Annotated in this window: 14 protein-coding genes and 2 pseudogenes; 9 read left to right on the top strand and 7 right to left on the bottom strand. The window is 60.9% G+C overall.

Annotated elements, in window-relative coordinates:
• Nucleotides 1–374, bottom strand: a pseudogene (locus tag ATB1_RS02240) (hypothetical protein); the annotation flags it as partial.
• A gap of 126 nt (nucleotides 375–500) precedes the next feature.
• Here ATB1_RS02240 and ATB1_RS02235 point away from each other — a divergent pair.
• Complete coding sequence (locus ATB1_RS02235) at nucleotides 501–1,229, top strand: DUF2103 domain-containing protein (RefSeq protein WP_042662077.1); 729 nt, start codon at nucleotides 501–503, stop codon at nucleotides 1,227–1,229.
• Nucleotides 1,230–1,302: 73 nt separating this feature from the next.
• Here the strand turns inward: ATB1_RS02235 and ATB1_RS02230 are convergent, their stop codons facing one another.
• Nucleotides 1,303–2,601: an RNA-guided endonuclease TnpB family protein gene (locus tag ATB1_RS02230; protein ID WP_042662076.1), complete on the bottom strand. Its 1,299-nt coding sequence runs from the start codon at nucleotides 2,599–2,601 to the stop codon at nucleotides 1,303–1,305.
• Between the two features lie 212 nt (nucleotides 2,602–2,813).
• Nucleotides 2,814–3,044 carry a hypothetical protein gene (locus ATB1_RS02225; RefSeq protein ID WP_241768007.1) on the bottom strand — a complete coding sequence of 77 codons (231 nt, stop codon included), beginning with the start codon at nucleotides 3,042–3,044 and terminating at the stop codon, nucleotides 2,814–2,816.
• Nucleotides 3,045–3,440: 396 nt separating this feature from the next.
• Between ATB1_RS02225 and ATB1_RS02220 the strand changes: the two genes are divergently transcribed.
• From ATB1_RS02220 to ATB1_RS02195, 7 genes and pseudogenes are all read left to right on the top strand, one after another.
• Entirely contained in the window at nucleotides 3,441–3,968 is a 528-nt protein-coding gene (locus tag ATB1_RS02220) for a helix-turn-helix domain-containing protein (RefSeq protein WP_042662074.1), read from the top strand.
• On the top strand, nucleotides 3,969–4,412 hold the full coding sequence (locus ATB1_RS02215; RefSeq protein ID WP_042662073.1) for a hypothetical protein: 444 nt from the start codon (nucleotides 3,969–3,971) through the stop codon (nucleotides 4,410–4,412).
• Between the two features lie 174 nt (nucleotides 4,413–4,586).
• Nucleotides 4,587–7,328 (top strand): TraM recognition domain-containing protein, encoded by a 2,742-nt coding sequence (locus ATB1_RS02210; RefSeq protein ID WP_241768006.1) that lies wholly within the window; start codon nucleotides 4,587–4,589, stop codon nucleotides 7,326–7,328.
• Between the two features lie 1,311 nt (nucleotides 7,329–8,639).
• Nucleotides 8,640–9,620: pseudogene (locus ATB1_RS24270) on the top strand (response regulator); the annotation flags it as partial.
• Between the two features lie 62 nt (nucleotides 9,621–9,682).
• Nucleotides 9,683–10,060, top strand: a complete 378-nt coding sequence (locus tag ATB1_RS24465) for an ATP-binding protein (RefSeq protein ID WP_394324762.1) — start codon at nucleotides 9,683–9,685, stop codon at nucleotides 10,058–10,060.
• Between the two features lie 449 nt (nucleotides 10,061–10,509).
• Nucleotides 10,510–10,776 (top strand): AbrB/MazE/SpoVT family DNA-binding domain-containing protein, encoded by a 267-nt coding sequence (locus ATB1_RS02200; RefSeq protein ID WP_042662072.1) that lies wholly within the window; start codon nucleotides 10,510–10,512, stop codon nucleotides 10,774–10,776.
• 140 nt (nucleotides 10,777–10,916) lie between these two features.
• The gene (locus ATB1_RS02195) at nucleotides 10,917–11,228 is read left to right on the top strand and encodes a PIN domain-containing protein (protein ID WP_198526022.1); all 312 of its coding nucleotides are present in this window, start codon (nucleotides 10,917–10,919) and stop codon (nucleotides 11,226–11,228) included.
• A gap of 312 nt (nucleotides 11,229–11,540) precedes the next feature.
• Here ATB1_RS02195 and ATB1_RS02190 read toward each other — a convergent pair whose 3' ends face one another.
• On the bottom strand, nucleotides 11,541–12,872 hold the full coding sequence (locus tag ATB1_RS02190) for an RNA-guided endonuclease TnpB family protein (protein WP_042662071.1): 1,332 nt from the start codon (nucleotides 12,870–12,872) through the stop codon (nucleotides 11,541–11,543).
• Nucleotides 12,873–12,925: 53 nt separating this feature from the next.
• Here ATB1_RS02190 and ATB1_RS22225 point away from each other — a divergent pair, with 53 nt between their 5' ends.
• Entirely contained in the window at nucleotides 12,926–13,063 is a 138-nt protein-coding gene (locus ATB1_RS22225; RefSeq protein ID WP_013440500.1) for a hypothetical protein, read from the top strand.
• Between the two features lie 276 nt (nucleotides 13,064–13,339).
• Here ATB1_RS22225 and ATB1_RS02180 read toward each other — a convergent pair whose 3' ends face one another.
• The 3 genes from ATB1_RS02180 to ATB1_RS02170 all read right to left on the bottom strand — a co-directional run bounded on the left by ATB1_RS02180 (nucleotide 13,340) and on the right by ATB1_RS02170 (nucleotide 16,302).
• A complete protein-coding gene (locus ATB1_RS02180; protein ID WP_042662069.1) occupies nucleotides 13,340–13,864 on the bottom strand; it encodes a transcriptional regulator in 525 nt (174 codons plus the stop codon).
• A 238-nt stretch (nucleotides 13,865–14,102) separates the two neighbouring features.
• Complete coding sequence (locus ATB1_RS02175) at nucleotides 14,103–15,356, bottom strand: bacteriophage-like protein (RefSeq protein WP_042662068.1); 1,254 nt, start codon at nucleotides 15,354–15,356, stop codon at nucleotides 14,103–14,105.
• Nucleotides 15,357–16,074: 718 nt separating this feature from the next.
• Entirely contained in the window at nucleotides 16,075–16,302 is a 228-nt protein-coding gene (locus ATB1_RS02170) for a hypothetical protein (RefSeq protein WP_241768005.1), read from the bottom strand.
• Nucleotides 16,303–16,667 lie beyond the last annotated feature (365 nt).

Below are 16,667 nucleotides of genomic sequence, written 5' to 3'. Positions count from 1 at the left end.
AGGAGCGCGACGCCCGCGCCGGCGACGACGACGGGTCTGTCGCGGGCGAAGACGACGACGAGCGGGACGGTCGCGGAGGCGACGAGCGCGAACACGAGTTCGGCGGTCGTCCGCGTGTCCGAGGGGTCGCGGTGGGCGACGAACGCGCGGAAGCTCCCGGCAGCGACCCACGCGAGAACGGCGAAGAGCGCCGTCGAGAGGGGCGCGGCCCGGCGGAGGTACGAGGCGACAGCGAGACCCGTATCGAGCGCCGACTGGCCCAATTGCGTGGCGAGGCGGACGGTCGTCTCGGGGTCGAGCGCGAGCGCGACCAGTCCGACGAAACCGGCGAGCGCGAGCGGCGACAGCGACGCGAGAAGGGCGCGGCGGCGCATACGAAGTGGACTCTCGGACACGGGGACGAATATGTTTCGCCGGGCGAGTCGTGTGTCGGGAGTCGCGGCGCGTCCGCCTCGAACCGCATAAACGGCCTTTTGTACGCGCACGCCCGACACGTCGATATGCATTGTCGGCGGTGTGGAAACCCGTTAGAGAAGCCGGGAGACTACTGTCTCACCTGCAACACCGCCAACTGCGACGCCGTCGTGGCCGTCTTCGAGGCCGACCGCGCGACGCTGACGTTCCTCGACGAGGAGGACGTACTCGGCGAGACGACTGTCACGACGATTCCCGAGTCGAACGACGAGACGAAAGTCGTCCAACTCCGCAACTTCGCCGGCCTCGTCGCCGACGAGATTCGGCGCAAGCGCCCCGAGACCGTGTACGCCGCGGGCGAGCGCGCCCCGCTTCGCGAGACACGCGCCCAACTCCACCACGAGTTCTATCGCGTCTCCGACGACGACCCCGTCCAGCGCGTCCTCGACACCCGCGGCGAGCGGACGCTGGAGGTCGTCGATATCCCGCCCGCGGAGAAGTTGGGCGGGAGCCACAGCACGCTCATCGGGGGGCGACGGGGGCGACGGGCAATCGGCGTCGTCGCCGGCCACCCGCACGTCAAGAAGGTCATTCCCGGCCCCATCGACGCCGGGGGGACCGGGTCGCGGACGGGGCTCCGGGCGAAGGTCACCCGCGCCGACGACAACGGCAACGTCAGACTCCTCCTGCGAGACGGGTCGAGCGTCCAAGAGAACCGCATCGTCACGACGGCGATGAACCGCGAGACGGGCGAGCGCGTCCGCGACGACCTGAACGAGGCGCTGCGAGAAGACGAGTTACAAGAGCCGCGATAAGAGAGAACACGCAGAACGGACTCGGCCGACCGGTTCAGGCCGACTCGGTCGCACCTCCGGGACCGTCTCGATGTCAGTAACCCACGACTGAAGTCGTGGGCTTGTCAGTGGACTCCCCTTCTGCCGTCGAGTCGACGGAGGCGTGGAAATCGCCATTCAGGTTCAGCGTCCCTGACGCAAGCGCACACTGACAGGGTGCGCCTCCACTCGAAGACGTCTGCCCCGAGTGGAGTCTCTTGAGTAGTTTCCGAGCGATGTTCTTACTCGCGTTGTAGTCCGCGTTCAGTTCGTACTCGCACTTCTGACACACGAACTGATGCTTCGTCCGCCGATTCGATTCGTGCGTAAACCCGCACGACGAACACCGTTGACTCGTGTACGCAGGGCTCACCTGCTCAACCTTGATCCCGAACATCTCCGCCTTGTACTCAACGTACTGGGAGAGGCGTCGGAACGCCCATGCGTGGAATCGCTTCGCACCAGCCATCCGTTTGCGAATATCGGTCAGATTCTCGAACGCGATGTGCGTACAGCCGTGATCTTGGGCTTCTTCGAGAATCTGGTTTGAGGCTCGATGGAGTTCGTCCTGCATCCAACGGTGTTCACGGTCGTTCATCGACTGAATCGACAGATGCGCCGACCGCGTTCCCGTCTGTTGCATCGACCCGCGAGTCTTCTCGAACTCTCGGCGTCGGTGGTTCATCTCGTCTGCGTTCCCGATGAATGCACCTGTGGAAGTCACGGCGAGTGAGCCGTCCACGTTCAGGTCAACGCCAAGGACTGTTCTGTGCTTGGCGTCTTCAGAAGAAGTCGTGGACTGCTCTTGCTCGTCTATGGTTCGGCGCATCCGTGCGTGGAGATAGAACTCCGACGTAGAGCGGTCGTACTGCAACGTTGACATCCGGAACTCGTAGTCCTCGTTCAGCAGATACTCGCCAATCGGCGTTCCCTCAGTTTCGCTGGGAATCACGTAGTCGCACTCAACGCGACCATTTACTGTCGAGAGCGAAACGTGGTTGCGGTGGAACGTCGCAGAGCGTTTGTCGTAGACGACGCTCCACGCTTTGAAGTGCGGTTGACTGGTGTTGTCTCCTTTCTTGAGTCGGGCGACACCGCTTTTTGTGGCCTCGATAGCGCGTCGAATCCCTTTCTGTACGAGGTTTGCCGTCAACTCCGTCTCGTTGCGGAGTCGTTCGTAGAGGGCTTTCTCGGCTTTCTGTTTCGAGGTCACACAGTAGTCGTTCGGGTATCTCCACGCCCACTCTGCGGTGGTGTTCGCACAATGGAGGAACTGAGTTTTGGTCTGATGAAGGTCGTCGCACCGCTCGTTGGGTACGTCGAGTTTGACTTTGACGGTACGAATCACCTCCATCGTTAATTCACATATTAGATGAATTCTTTATAAATTATATGATTGGCATGGGGGAGTCGGATTGCTATCGCTCGTGGGTTGTTTCGAGCCTTGTCGGATTCCTCCCACGGCTGAAGCCGTGGGCTTCCTCCTCGTAATCATGTGAATCCGGTCAACGGTTAGAGACATAGTTGTAGTTATGACAACATAATAAATATAATTAGAGAAGGTCGTCAGAGATGGTCGCAGTCGTTCGCCTCTTCGACACCTAGCCGGGTGCTCACCTCGTCCGTCCGCGCCAGCAGCTGTTTGTACGCCGTCGTATCCCGGCCCGGTGGGGTCCGTGGCACGCCATCGAGTTCGTCGACGACGACCGCCGTCTGCAACAACAACTGGACGAGTTTCGCAGGGTCAACACCCTCGTCAGCATACAGGCGAAGCCACGCGTACAGTTCGAATGCCATCGTTTGTTCGGTCGCGCTCTCGACAGTCGACGCCGTCTCGCAGTTTACACACATTGTGAATCAACGCAGGCCAGAACACGCGCCTGCACCCCTGCAGGCGCGCGATAAAATACTGGCGCGCCCCACGAGTCGAACACGGACGAGACGACGACCGACCAGTCACCGGGTGGGACTGAACGGGGCCGCGGCGAGGACGAAGACGGCCGACTGTAGCACCGCAGCCGCGAGCAACGCGAGCGGCGAGGCGCGCACGGCGGCCCTCGAGTCCTCGCCGTGGGGGTGTTCGAGCAACAAACACACCACCAGCACGATGTCCGCTGTTGGCACTCGCTCGAGACGCGCACAAATATCTGCGAGATACGAACATATATTGAGTGTCGAGACAGAATGATACCTATGGACGAGTTCGATCCAGCCCCAACAACCGACACCGCTCGTAATCGGTGGCAGACGGGTGCAGATACCTTTAGTCGGATCTACGATGTCGTTCTCGGAACGACGTCGCTGACTGACTACACGGAGCTTGCATCCCTTGCAGACTGCTCGCCGAACGCTGCGAAAAAACACCTCGACCGGCTGGTCGACATGGGAATCGTCCGACGAGACGACGAGAGCCGCCCGATGCGGTACAAACGAAACGAGGGCTATCTCGAATGGCAAGACGCCAGCCGAATCGCAACCGACCTCACGGTCGACGAAATTATCGACCGCGTGGCAGCACTCGAAGCGCGACGTGCCGAGTACGAGCGGGAGTTTGAGACGACAGACCCAGCGTCTGTGTCTGTGTTCGACCACGACGGACATGCAGCCGTCCACGAACGGATGAACGCAATTAGTGACTGGCAGGGCGTGATTCGAGAGATCCGGTTGTATGAACTCGCCCGACAACTGTCGCAGAACGATGGGCATCTGATTCCGGCGTAGATGGAGGACCAAGACGAGACACCGTCGCCATCGACGGGGCCACCGGATCGACAAACGCTCCGTCTCATCGAGCGCCAGCTCGCCACCGATGACCTTGTCGCCGAGACGATGTTCGACCCGGATTCATACGAGCCGCGGCTCCTCTCAGCACACCTCGACACCGCTCGGTATCCGGAAATAGTAACGAGCGCCCGCCTTGACGTGCGCTGGTTCACGACTGGGGATTTCTCCATCCACTACATCGAAGCCCACGACAACGATTCGGAGTGGGAATGCCGCTGGGACCGCCACCCGAACACCCACAACAGCCGCGTGCACTTCCACACGCCACCAACGGCAACGGACGTCACAGATCTCGAGTTGTCGTCGCTCCACCCGCTTGCAGTCTACTCGACCGTCCTGACAGCGATTGAACAGCGTCTGGAAACGCTGTGGAGAACCTAGTCACCGGCCACGAAGCGACGATGTCGGGTTTCATGACGCCGCTGCCGTCACCGTTCCTCGCTCCGAACCCCTCCGTCGGAACGCTGTGCCGTCGCATGGTGTTGCACAGCTCACAACCACGCCGTAGTCCTGTTATCACAACCACACATAGAGAAGGAATTATGTCGAATCACCGTGACCGATGGTCACTATTCAGTCCACATCCACGCGGTCGTTCGTTCGGCTGCGACCAACCACGGATTCGTTCGACCTCGCGACGGTCACCGCGCAGTTCACACGGCTGTTCGACCTCCTCTCGACCACAGCGACCCGCCGACGCTCGAATGGTTGCTCGTCACCGACGGCTCGCCCGAACGCACCATCGACTACACGCTCAGCGTCGATTGCGACCTCGGCGGAGCCATCGACTCGTGGTGTCGCGAACTCGTCCCCGACTCGTTCGACGTCACGACGACGACCGACCCGCTGGACCGACTCTCGCCCGCCGAACCAGACGCCGACCCCGACGCTGAAGCGCTCGAACGCTACCGCCCGCCACGCTATCGAGCCGTCGAGTTCGTCGGCTGTCCCGACCGCCGCGAGGACTGGCAGACGACGCTCACGCCGTACGCGTCGTTTCTCGAGACGGACACGCGACCACCGCTTGCGACGGTCGTCTCGACGCTTGCGAACGCGACCGTTCCCATGGCCGTCCAGGTGCTCGTCACCCCGCATGCTGACTGGCGACATCACGCCCGCGACCGTCGCCGCCGGCTCACAGAGGGGCGCGATACGCTGTCACAGCGTCTCGTCGATGACTGGCTGACGTCGACGAACACCGACGCCAACACCGCCGACCCGGCCGTCAACGCACGACTCGACGCCCTCGACGACAAGGACGCCCGGCGGTCGTTCACGGTCACCGCCCGCGCGGTCGCGACGACGACCGACCCCGACGAGTCGCTCCCCGAACTCACCGCGTTGCAGACGGCGTTCACGCCGCTCAGCGGCGACCACTACCGCATCGAAGGCCGCGAGCGCACGGGCGACGACGCGCAGGCGGTGTTCGATGCGCTCCGCACGCGGACGGCCGCCACGCCAGCCCACACCGGACTCCGAGCGAAACTCCCGTGGAGCGACCACACGAGTCCGGCGCTCGTCATGGATGGACGCGAACTCCCCGCCGTCTGCCTGCTCGACGCCGCCGCCCTCTCGTCGGCCGCCCAGCGCGCACTCGCGCCGACGCCGACAGACGAACACGGCCTCACGCGCCCGGCGCGTGACCGTCTCGAACGGTACCGAACAGCAGGGCTCACACTCGGCCACGCCCAGAGCGCCGACGGCGAGCCCGAAGCCGAACCCATCTCGCTGCCTCCATCGCTCCAGCCACTCCACGTCGGCTGGTTCGGCCGCACCGGCTCCGGGAAGTCGACCAGTCTCGTCACCGCCATGCTCGACAACCATGACGCGACCGCGGGCGCGGACATCCTCATCGACCCCAAAGGCGACGGCATGGCCGCGGACTATCTCCGGGCTCACTACGCCCGCCACGGCTCGCTCGAGAACGTCACGTACTTCGATTGCACGGAGACGCTCCCCGCGCTGTCGTTTTTCGATATTCGCGACCAACTCGATGCCGGCATCGACCGCACGACCGCCGTCGAGGACGTCGTCGACCACTACGTCGATATCCTCATCGGCATCATGGGTCGCGACCGCTTCGAGCAGGCCGTTCGGTCACCCGACATCATCCGCTACGTCCTCAAGGCGATGTTCGACCCCGTCCACGGTTCGGACGCGTTCACCCACCGCGAGTTCCAGACCGCGGTCGCCAGACTCCACGAGACGCGCGACCCGCCGCCGGTCGTCGACGACGACCTCCAAGCCATGCTCGCGGGCGTCGCGGCCAACTCCAAGCGCTCGTTCGACGAACTCATGCAGGGGGTCGCCAACCGCATCGAGAAAGTGCCGCTCGACGCCCGGCTCGCACAACTGTTTAATCACGTCCACGCCGAGGACGGCACCGGCCCGCGCTTCGACCTTCGAACCCACATCGACGACGATGCCGTTATCATCATCGACACGGGTGGGTTGCGACCGGCGTCGCGACGCGTCATCACGCTCGTCTTGTTGTCGTCGCTGTGGACGGCGCTGCGTCGCCGAACCCAACAGCACCCCGACGGCGACCACCCGCTCGTCAATCTGTATCTCGAAGAGGCCGCCGAGCTGTCGACGTCGTCGTTGCTGTCGAAGCTCCTGTCGCAGTCGCGGTCGTTCGGCCTGTCGATGACGCTCGCGATGCAGTTCCCCGCGCAACTCCGTGCGGCCAACCCGGAGGCGTATCGCGAGGTCCTGAACAACGTCTCGACGATTGTCACCGGTAACGTCGCGGTCGACCCCGAGTTCAGCCATCGCTTCGCGACGACTGCCCACCCCGCACGCGAGGTCCAAGCCCGACTCCGCGCCCTCCGACGCGGCCAGTGGCTCACCACGCTCCCCGCTGGCTTCGGGGACGCCGAACCCACGCCGTTCGTTCTCCAAAGCGCGCCGCTGCCCGCGGGCCATCCCGAGGGCCCGTCGTCGTTTTCCGAGGCCCGCGAGACGGCGTTCGCCGCGACGTGCGACCTCCTCGAAGCGCGGTCACGAGACGCCCATGGCCTTGCCGTCGATGGCGTTACCAGTCGCGACCGGACACCGCAACCGACCACGCCATCGACACAGTCCACAAACGCACCCTCCGAGTCCTCGACCGCACGGACGCCCGAGGCAGCCACCCAGCCGGCCGACGAGGCTGAACCGTGGAACGCACCGATTCCCGAAGCGCGAGTCAACTCGACGCTTCCCTACACGAGTCGCTCCCGCCGACGGTCGTCTACGACCCAGAAGCCCACGCCGCGAAGTGCGAGGAGTGTTCGACGCGCTATGACCCCTCGCTGACGGGGCTGAAAAACGCCATCGGCTGTTGTCACAGTCTCGAGGCAGTCGACCGCGACGACATCCCGATTTCGAATATTTCGCTGACGCTCACGCCCGAAGAGCGTCGCAAAAGCGTGTTCACGGATGCACAGTTGCGCTTCCTGCAGGCGGTGTATTCCGCCCACCAGCGTCGCTTTGACACGGAATTCGAGTACGACATCCTGTACGACAGTATGGTCCGCCTCCAGGAGTACACGGGCATCGACCACGCGTCGGTGCGCGAACTCGTCGATGGTGGCACGCTCGCGCTCGACTGTACCTATCCGCACAAGCTCTATACGGTCACGCCGAAGGGCCGACGCGCGATTGGGGTTCGCCACCGCGAGGGCGTCGCCTACGGTCACGGCCGCGGCGACCTCAGCGAGTCGAGTCTCCACGTCGTGATGGTCGAAGTCGGCCGCCGCTATCTCGAACAGGCGTTCGTTGAGGACGACGACTCCGCTGCCGTCGAGACCGTCCCGTATTTCGAACACGAGGGCTCGCGACTCGATGCCGTCTGTCTCGATGCGAACGGCGAGATTGTCGTCACGCTCGAAGCCGAGCGGGTGAACAACGACCTGCTCACGGCCGTCCCCGAAGACTTCGATAAGATGGCCGCCTGCGACCCCGAGGCGGCCGTCTGGGTGGTGAAGAATCGAAGCGATGCACACGAAGTCCTCCGCGGGCTCAACGAACCGAACGAGGGGCCGCCGCGCGTCGAGAAAACCTACAGTACGAACTCGCCGCCGAAGACGTTTCAAATCAACCAGCCCGGGTTTTCGGAGATGCACACGCTCCAGCAGTTGCGCGATTCGACGTTAGAGTGACCCTCGGAGAGTGGAGTGGTGGTTCTCTCGCTCCAATTCGCTGAAACGAGTTCGTTGATCGCGGGGAGCGCTCGTTGTTGGATTCACAAGCGACGCCAAGAGATCGTACTGGCAATACTCGGCAATGACATATGTTATCATCCAACACTTTTTTTGTTCTGAGACAAAAAGGGACTGTAGCCGAGGAAGACAAGTCACCCATTCGTCCTTGTCCGACCGTTGGTGTCTCCCTGACACGGGCGCGTTCCTTCTCTCTTTCAACGCTAGCCCAATAGGAGACTCACCAGTATGGACGCGACTACACACCGGTCGACCGTAATAGCAGATGTCAATCAGTTCACAATCAACATGTACTCGTGTCGAATGCCAGATCAGTTACACCGACCACGCTCGTCGCGCTCGTCCGAAACGCGAGGGAATAGACTAACCGCGGCGGAAGGCCGCCACATCAGTCACGAGGGGGTGGATGGCGATGGTGAACGGGACCGCACGTGAAACGACTGCGGAGCACGTCTGGGGCGTCGATGACGACATGCTCGTTTTGCATATTGACGACGAACCGCAGTTCTGCGAACTAGTCACATCGTACCTCGAACGACTCGACGACTCGGTCACCGTCATCTCGGAGATCGAACCCACAGCAGGCCTCGAACGACTCGAAGACAACCCCATCGACTGTATCGTCAGCGATTTCCAGATGCCACAGATGGATGGCCTCGAACTGTTAACCGCCGTCCGTGAGGAGTATCCGAACCTCCCGTTTATTCTCTTTACTGGGCATGGAAGCGAGAATATCGCATCCAAAGCCATCAATATGGGCGTAACGACGTACCTGAAGAAAAATGGGAACGAGGTGTACAACCAACTTATGAACCACGTACAGAACGCTGTCGGCAGTCGACGTTCGGAACGTCAAGCCCGAATCACTCAGGACCGTATCATCGAGCTGTACGAGCAGACAGACGGGTTCTTCACGCTCGACGATGAGTGGACCATCACCTACTGGAATCACCAGATTGCGACGCGAACGGGTCGGAATGCGGAGGAAGTACTCGGGAAGCGGTTCCTCGAAGCGTTTCCGGATGCAGAGGGAACTGAACTCTACGAGAACTATCGGGTGGCAATGACGGAATCGGAGTCCGTCGAGTTCGAGACCTTCTACGAACCACATGAGTATTGGGTCAAGGTCCGGGTGTATCCGGTTGCAGACGGTCTGTGTGTCCACTCACGAGATATTACGGAAGAGAAAGCGCGCGAAGAGGAGTTGCAGACTCGGAACCACATCCTCAAATCGTTCGCGAGTACCGTGTCGCACGACCTCCGGAATCCGTTGAACATCGCCGAGGGCCAACTACAGTTGGCCCAGGAGACTGGCGATTTCAAACATTTGGAGGCGGTCGCACAGGCACACAACCGAATGAATAATCTCATCGATGAACTCCTCCGTATCGCTCGTGGCAAAGACCTTGAACTGGAGGCAATCTCATTACTCACCGTCGCCGAAGACGCGTGGTCGACGGTCTCCGCGGAAGGGACTGCCCTCGTCGTTGTCGACGACGTCGAGTGTTTAGCCCAGACGACACAACTGCGTCGCCTCTTCGAGAATTTGTACTGGAATGCCGTCGAACACGGCGCGGCGTCCGAGATTCGTGTCGGGACGATTGGGAACGAAGGAATCTTCATCGAAGACGACGCGTCGGAATCCCGCCAGCCGAACGTGAGAGTGTGCTTGATGCGGGCTATTCGACAAAAGCAGAGAATCCTGGCTACGGACTCCACATCGTCGAGGGGATCGCCGAGTTACACGACTGGAACGTTAGTATTACTTCGTCCACGGATGGTGGTGCTCGATTCGAACTTACCGGCGTCGAGTTTGTCGAGACATAAACAGTTGGGCGGCCAAAAGCGAGGGGCGAACACAGCGCTGTACGAACGGGCAACTCACACCCGTTCGACGTTCGTGTCTCCACCTCGTCGTCGGCTCAGCTGTCGTCGATGCGATGAGAGCAGCCATCTTGACATCCTCCCCGCGCTAAAGCGCGAGGATTCCTCCGTTGGGGGTTCGGCTATGCCGATTCCACGGAGGCAACTTTCGGGTTTGTGCGCACTTCTTTGGGACTTTCGTGAGGGTATGGTTTCCCCGACCTGTTGGTCGGCTTCATCCCCGTCGTCAGATGTAATCTGGCGGGCAACCAGAACGCACCGCGTTCTGGTGACGCCCTGAAAGGCGAGGCTTTCGCCTCGAATTTTTTCGTAATCGAACTAATTCAATCTGAATCATCTCGTCACCATGATTTATGGTGATTCGGATTGTTTGACTAGTCGAGTCAGATAAAATGAGTTCGACAGATGAGACCGCTGATGAGAGCGAGTATGGTGAGGCGACGCTGAACGAACGAGGGCGGCTCACGATTCCAAAAGCACTTCGCGATGAGTTACAACTCGGCGATGGAACGACGTTCAAAGTCATCCGGGAGGGAAGTGATATCCGACTCGTCCGCCAGTTGCCGGACCTACACACACTCTCTGCAGGAAAGTCGGCTGAAGAGTGGGGTGACAAGGCATTCCGGGACGCCGGTGAAGCCACGTTTGGAGGTCGATAGGATGCGTCTGCTGCCGGATCTCAATGCGCTCGCAATCCAACTTATTGATGACCACCCTGGACATCCGTATATTGCAGAGGAACTGGTTCCGGCACTCCAGGGAGAACAGACTCTTGATGTTCGGATACCTGCCGCTCCGTGTGCAGTGGGTACTCGAAGACCTCGGATTCGAGACGGTCGATGCGCGAAATGCGGTGAGTTCGTTGCTTCAGTATCCGATGGAGTCTGTCGACGTAACGCCACAGACGATTCTCACGGCCTACGAGATTAGTGCTGAGAAAAATCACGACGTGTACGACTCATTTTATCTCGCACTTGCACGTGAAGCGGACGCTGATGTGCTTCTCACGACTGACCGTGATTTCATGCAATTGTGCGAGGGCGAATCAGTAGCGTATCGAAACCCGGTCCCCGAAGAAGTGCTGTCGGCGTTTCATACTGTCAACGAGTGAACCACGCTGGACAGGTTCACCCCTCGTAGGTGTCCCAGACCGCACCGACTCGGCGGTTGACCCACGGGACGACAACGTCCGCGAGAACGTCACCGAGATGTAGCGGATAGTCTCGATTCACGCCATCGGTGTGTTGTGCCGCCGGCGGTTCGTGAAAATGATCCCGAGAGTAGTCGGGACTGTCGTGTCGGTCCCACCGGCACAGCCAGCGGTCACCGTGTCGGGATTCAACATACGTGATGTGGAACGACCCGTTTGTATGACATCCTCCTCGCCGTGAACGGCGAGGTTTCCTCGCGCTAGGGGTATCGTTTACCGACCCACGGAGGCAACTTGCGGGTTCGTATGCTCCTCGTTGGGAACTGAGCGTGGTGACTCTGACCAGTGATGGTCGTCCCACTTGAGGCATACAGGCCGTGCCATCGGCCGTGTTACCGTCGTCTGCCGTTGACGAGACACACCGTGTCTCGTTCGCCAATCAGAACGTTCTGAGTTCTGATGACGTCTCAAGAACGTCTCTGACGCCGTGAGGTCAGCGTGTCCTTCAAACCCACACGGACACGTCAGCGTATCCTGATGACGAATCGTGTCTATCGTGGAACCGCAGTTCGGACATTCCTGACTCGTCCACGCCTCCGACCGAACCTCAACCGACATACCGTATTCTTCGGCGGTACACGCCAGTCGGTTCACGAACGCTCTGAACGCCCAGAAGTTGTGTGTTTTCGCGTTCGTCTCCACCGACCAGTGCGTGTCCAGCACGTCCGTTAGTGCCCCGACGTACACCGTCGAAACGCCTTCGTCGTACAGGCGTTCGATGAGGTCACGGGCAAGAGCATCTTGGGTGTGGTCACGACGTTTTGTTCGCCGGTCGTACAGGCGTCGGATTCGGTGACTACTGTACCGACCGTCCTCCAAGAGTGATTGGAGTCGGGCGATTTCTCGCGTCGTCTCGCGGAATCGCTCAAACAGGTCACGACCTTCGTATAGGTATTGTTGGCCGGTCGTGGTTGTGCAGGCGACGAGGTTGTTCGCACCAATGTCCAGAGCGGCTTCTTTCGAAGCCAATGGTTGTGCCAGTCGAGAAGTGTCGATAGTGACTGGCTGAAAGGCCCTGAATGATTGTGCTTGCTCGTCGTAGAACAACTCTAACCGTCCCTGTTTCTCGTACTCCTTCCAGTTTGGGTCGCCACGGACTTCGAGTCGGAGGCGCTCGCGGTGTCCAAGTCCGTACTCATTTTTCAGGTCTTTGCCGACGAGAATTTCGAGCCGCGAATATTCACCCCACTCGACGGAGTATGACGTGTTGCGGATGTACGTGCGGAGTTCTCGTCCGTCTTCTGAGTTGCCCCAGAAGCCGGGTTTGCCGTTGGCTTCGCCTTTATCCTTCAGGCTGAAGAACGATTTCCACGCTTCGCGGTTCTTGCGTTCGATTTGCTGAACTGTGGAAGCGCCGAGTGTTCCGCCGTAGCGACCGCGATACTCGCTGATTTCCCACACGTCTTCGTCTGAGTCAGCATAGTGTTCGCGGCGCTCGTAGTTGATTTCGTTCCAGAGAGCGGCAGAAGCGTCCAACAGGCGTCGAAGCAACTCCTCGTCCGCGTCGGACTGCGGAATCACCTCGAAGGTGTTGGTTCGCTTCATCACCTACTGGTTGTATCTGAACACACATAAGTGTGGAGTTTATGTGTTATTTTATGGTCGAAGTTCGTATCGAGTTTGACGACGACGAACAGTACGAGCGGTTGAAGGAACTGAAGAAGCACCGTGGATTGACGTGGAAGGGGCTGCTACTCGAAGGCGAGAAGAAAGTCAGGGAGGATACCCCGGAGTAAGCGTCGAACGTAGGTTGTGCAGTAGAGTGTCGGATTCACGCCCGCCGTGAACGGCGGGACTCTCTGCTTAAATCAGGTAGGCCTGCACTTCGATGTATGCAGCGGCGACGACTGACTCCGGATAGTACGACGGACGAACCGTGAGGACAATCGAGTCCGGTCGGTTCGCGGGAAAGACGGCTATCGATGAAAGCCAGGGTTCACCCCCGAGTTGGCTGGCAAGGTCTCGAAGGAGCGTACGGTTCGGCTGCCGTTTTGTTCGCTCGGGGAGCACGCTCAGGCGAGCCCTTCGTGCTCCGAGTGGTTGTCGTGTGCCTGTCGAAGGTCTCGAATCTCAGTCTGGACGGCCTCCCACGAGGTGATGTCGAGCCAGACCTGCTCTGGGTCGCCGTAGTCGTGATAGTCGAGTGGGTCGAGCGCACCCGGTCGGTCAACGCCGTAGGTGTCTCGGTATGCTGCGTCTTCCGCGAGGAGTTCCCCGAGGCGCTGTTTGTACTCCTGCTCGCTGAGCGAAGCCAGTCGGCGCTGGCGTCGCCACTCGAAGTAGGCTTCGTTGCGCTCGAAGCGTATGGGGTCGTCACCAACCTGCGTCAACACGCCGATGTCGGCGAGTCGAGTGAGATGCCGCCGTGCGGTGTTCGGGGCACATTCTGCCCGCGTCGCAATCTCCGAGACGCGCGTTGGCTCGGTGAGTTCGAGTGCAACACGGTAGACGCGGTCATCTGCCGGGGCTTCATCGAGTCGCTCACGGAACGATGTCGAAAAATCGGGTGGTCGACCCGACGACGGCGTGTCTGTCATGCGCATCAATATGCGCTTGCGCGCAATATAATTACTGCTCGCGCAATTATTCTTTCACGAGGGAGGACACCCCACCTAACAGGGTGGGACTGAACGGGGCCGCGGCGAGGACGAAGACGGCCGACTGTAGCACCGCAGGCCGAAGGCCGAGGCGCGCACGGCGGCCCTCGAGTCGTCGCCGCGGGGGCGTTCGACGGCACACACGAACACAACGAACAGCCTCACAGCTCACCACCCATCACGACCGCAACCACCCGAACAACGACCATCCCCCACGTTCCTCGTCCGCGGCCGCTTCTAATTCACGCACCCGCGCTTCGGCCGCCTCGCGCGCTGCCCGCTCGGCTTCGAGTTCGGCCTGCAGCTGTTCGTTCTCCGCAAGTGCCGCTTCGAGGTGCGTCGTGAGTTCTTGCATCCGCCCACTTACTTCACGCCCGCCGAGTGGCGACGGAACCGTCGGCGGCTGGTCGGCCGACGAGGTCTCCTGGTCAGTCGATGCCGCCGTACCTGCGTCGGTCGCCGGCCGACTGGCCTTTGCATCCGTCGCCCCCGACCCACTCACACGCGACCCACGCGACGACTGATAGTACTCGCTCGTCCCGGCAATCGCCCGGTCGATGGTTGTCTCGCCGTAGGTCGACCCATCCGAGAAGTGGACGGCGTCCCATTTCGGTCGGTACAGCCCCGAGTCGCGAACCAGCCGGTCGATCTGTTGGGCGTCGCCGGCCGTCCAAAACGCGAGCATCGAACACAGCGCCATGTCCGCTTCGGAGTGGCTGTCGTAGCCGGTCGTGTCGCCGCGCCACAGCCGACTGAACTTCGCGCCGTTCGCCGCGTTCGACGCACGCTCGATGAGTTCGTCGTCCTCGAGGTCGTTGCCCGGGCCAGTCGAACCGTTGGTGGTCGTCGCTGTTGCTGTCGTCGGCGTCGTCGTCGCTGACTCCACAGCTGCCGGCGTCTCAAAGTACGCGTCGTGAATCACGTCGAGTGCGTCCTGTCGGTCACCCACCGTCGTCGGCGTCCCCGCGACGTGGTCGCCGGTCACGGTGAAGAATCGTGCGTCGTCGTACAGTTCGAGATTCCCGGTTCGGTTGCCACCCGGGGGGAGCGTCCCGCGGATGATGACGTGGTAGCCCGTTCTCGAGGGACTGACTTCTGTATACGAGTCCAGGCGGTCGATGAGTTTCTGTGCCCAGTCGTCGGTCACACCTGTCTCGGGGTCGCGACACTTGTCGAGGTCGATGCCGACGAACGAATCGTCGTCGGTAAACACGTAGCCCACGCCGTCCGCCGAGCCATCGGCTGCGTACGCCCGTGCCTCGTCGAACGTCGTCCACGTCGCCGGGTCGGTCGCCGACGCATACCCCCCGGTCACGTCCCGTGGAACCTTCGTTTCATCTCCACTGCGCGTCTGTCTGCGCCACCCCACCCAGGTCGCCTGTTCGAGGAGTGAATCTGGCAGCTGGTCCCGTGTTGGGAGTGGTGGCGTCATCGCTATGTGTGGTCTCGACAGCCCCGTCATAGCTGTTTCCCGCGCGTTCACGAGGCTGATAATCGGAGCCAAAAGCTACACCCCTGATACCGAGGGTGAACCGAGACACACGCGCTACACCCCCGGTTTCCAGGGGTGTACATGCACGCCGATTCTCCGCAAGGGTGTACCCCGTTGTGACCGGGCCATGGGTGTAGCGACGACGCGTTTCGCCCCCGCTATTTGCTCACGGGTACATCCTCGATTCGCTCGAATACGCCACACTCGACGCCGCTCGCGACGTGTTTCGGGTCGCTTCACAACGGGTTCGCGAGCGCACACGCCTGTCGCCACGCCGTGCGACGCGGCTGTCCACACCCCCGATTCCCCGGTACACCCCATCGTACAGGGGGTGTATCGCCTGTTTTCGATTCGCCTTCGTGGCTCGTTTGCGTCGCCTCTCCGCGACTCATTCGTCGCGTTTGCAGACCCATCTGTTTACCCCACGACGACCGCCGTATCGTCCGCGAACGCTCGCCAGCACCCTCGATGCGCGCGTCGCTCGAGTTGAACTGATGGGCTGCGATGGCCGCCATTGTTTGGCCCGAGCGATGGCCGCCATTGTTAGGACGGCGCGATGGCTGTTTGGGGTGGTGTTGTTGCGGGCGTCTGCAGGGGTGTACTCCAGTCGAAATAGGGGTCGCCGTACGCCCGAACTAACCGCCGGCCGAACCGGCGCTCACGCGCTCGGCACGTAGCCGAGCACTTCGTACGTGTGTTCGGCGTCGTCTTCCGGTTTGGACTCGGTGTACCGCGCCTCGTGGACCCGATCCAGTCGGGCGGCGAGGAGCGTCTTGTAGGCGTCCAGAATCGGTGCTTCGGTGAGTGGCGCTTCCGGCCCCTCGTCTTGGTCGACGATGTTCGCCATGCAGAGCACGCCGTCGGGAGCGGGTAGGCCCGCAGCCACGGTCGGAGGCAAGCTAATAATAAATGTATTCTGGTATTTTAGAGAGAGGGTAATATATCAAGTAGTTCTTCAGCGCGCCGTCAGAGTTCCGGTGTAGGAACGAGAGATGGCCCATGAGAGAACCCAAAATCGAAGAATACGTCTAAATTAGAGATGTGGACATTCCGTGCCCGTCGCTCCGATTCAGAAAAGAGCTGAATCAGCTAAATTGACGAATTGCGCGCTTTGAATGGAGATTCTAGTGGGTCTTGATCGGAAGACCAAACAGTACCGCTATCACAGACGCTCAAACATATCTACTCACAGTACATCAAATAATTCTGTGATGTTCGGGTTGCGAACGTGGTCGGCGCTGTGTCGTCGAG

The organism is Haloferax sp. ATB1, assembly GCF_000730175.1.
The sequence above is the reverse complement of the archived record's forward strand: the minus strand, read 5'-3'. Positions and strand labels throughout refer to the sequence as shown.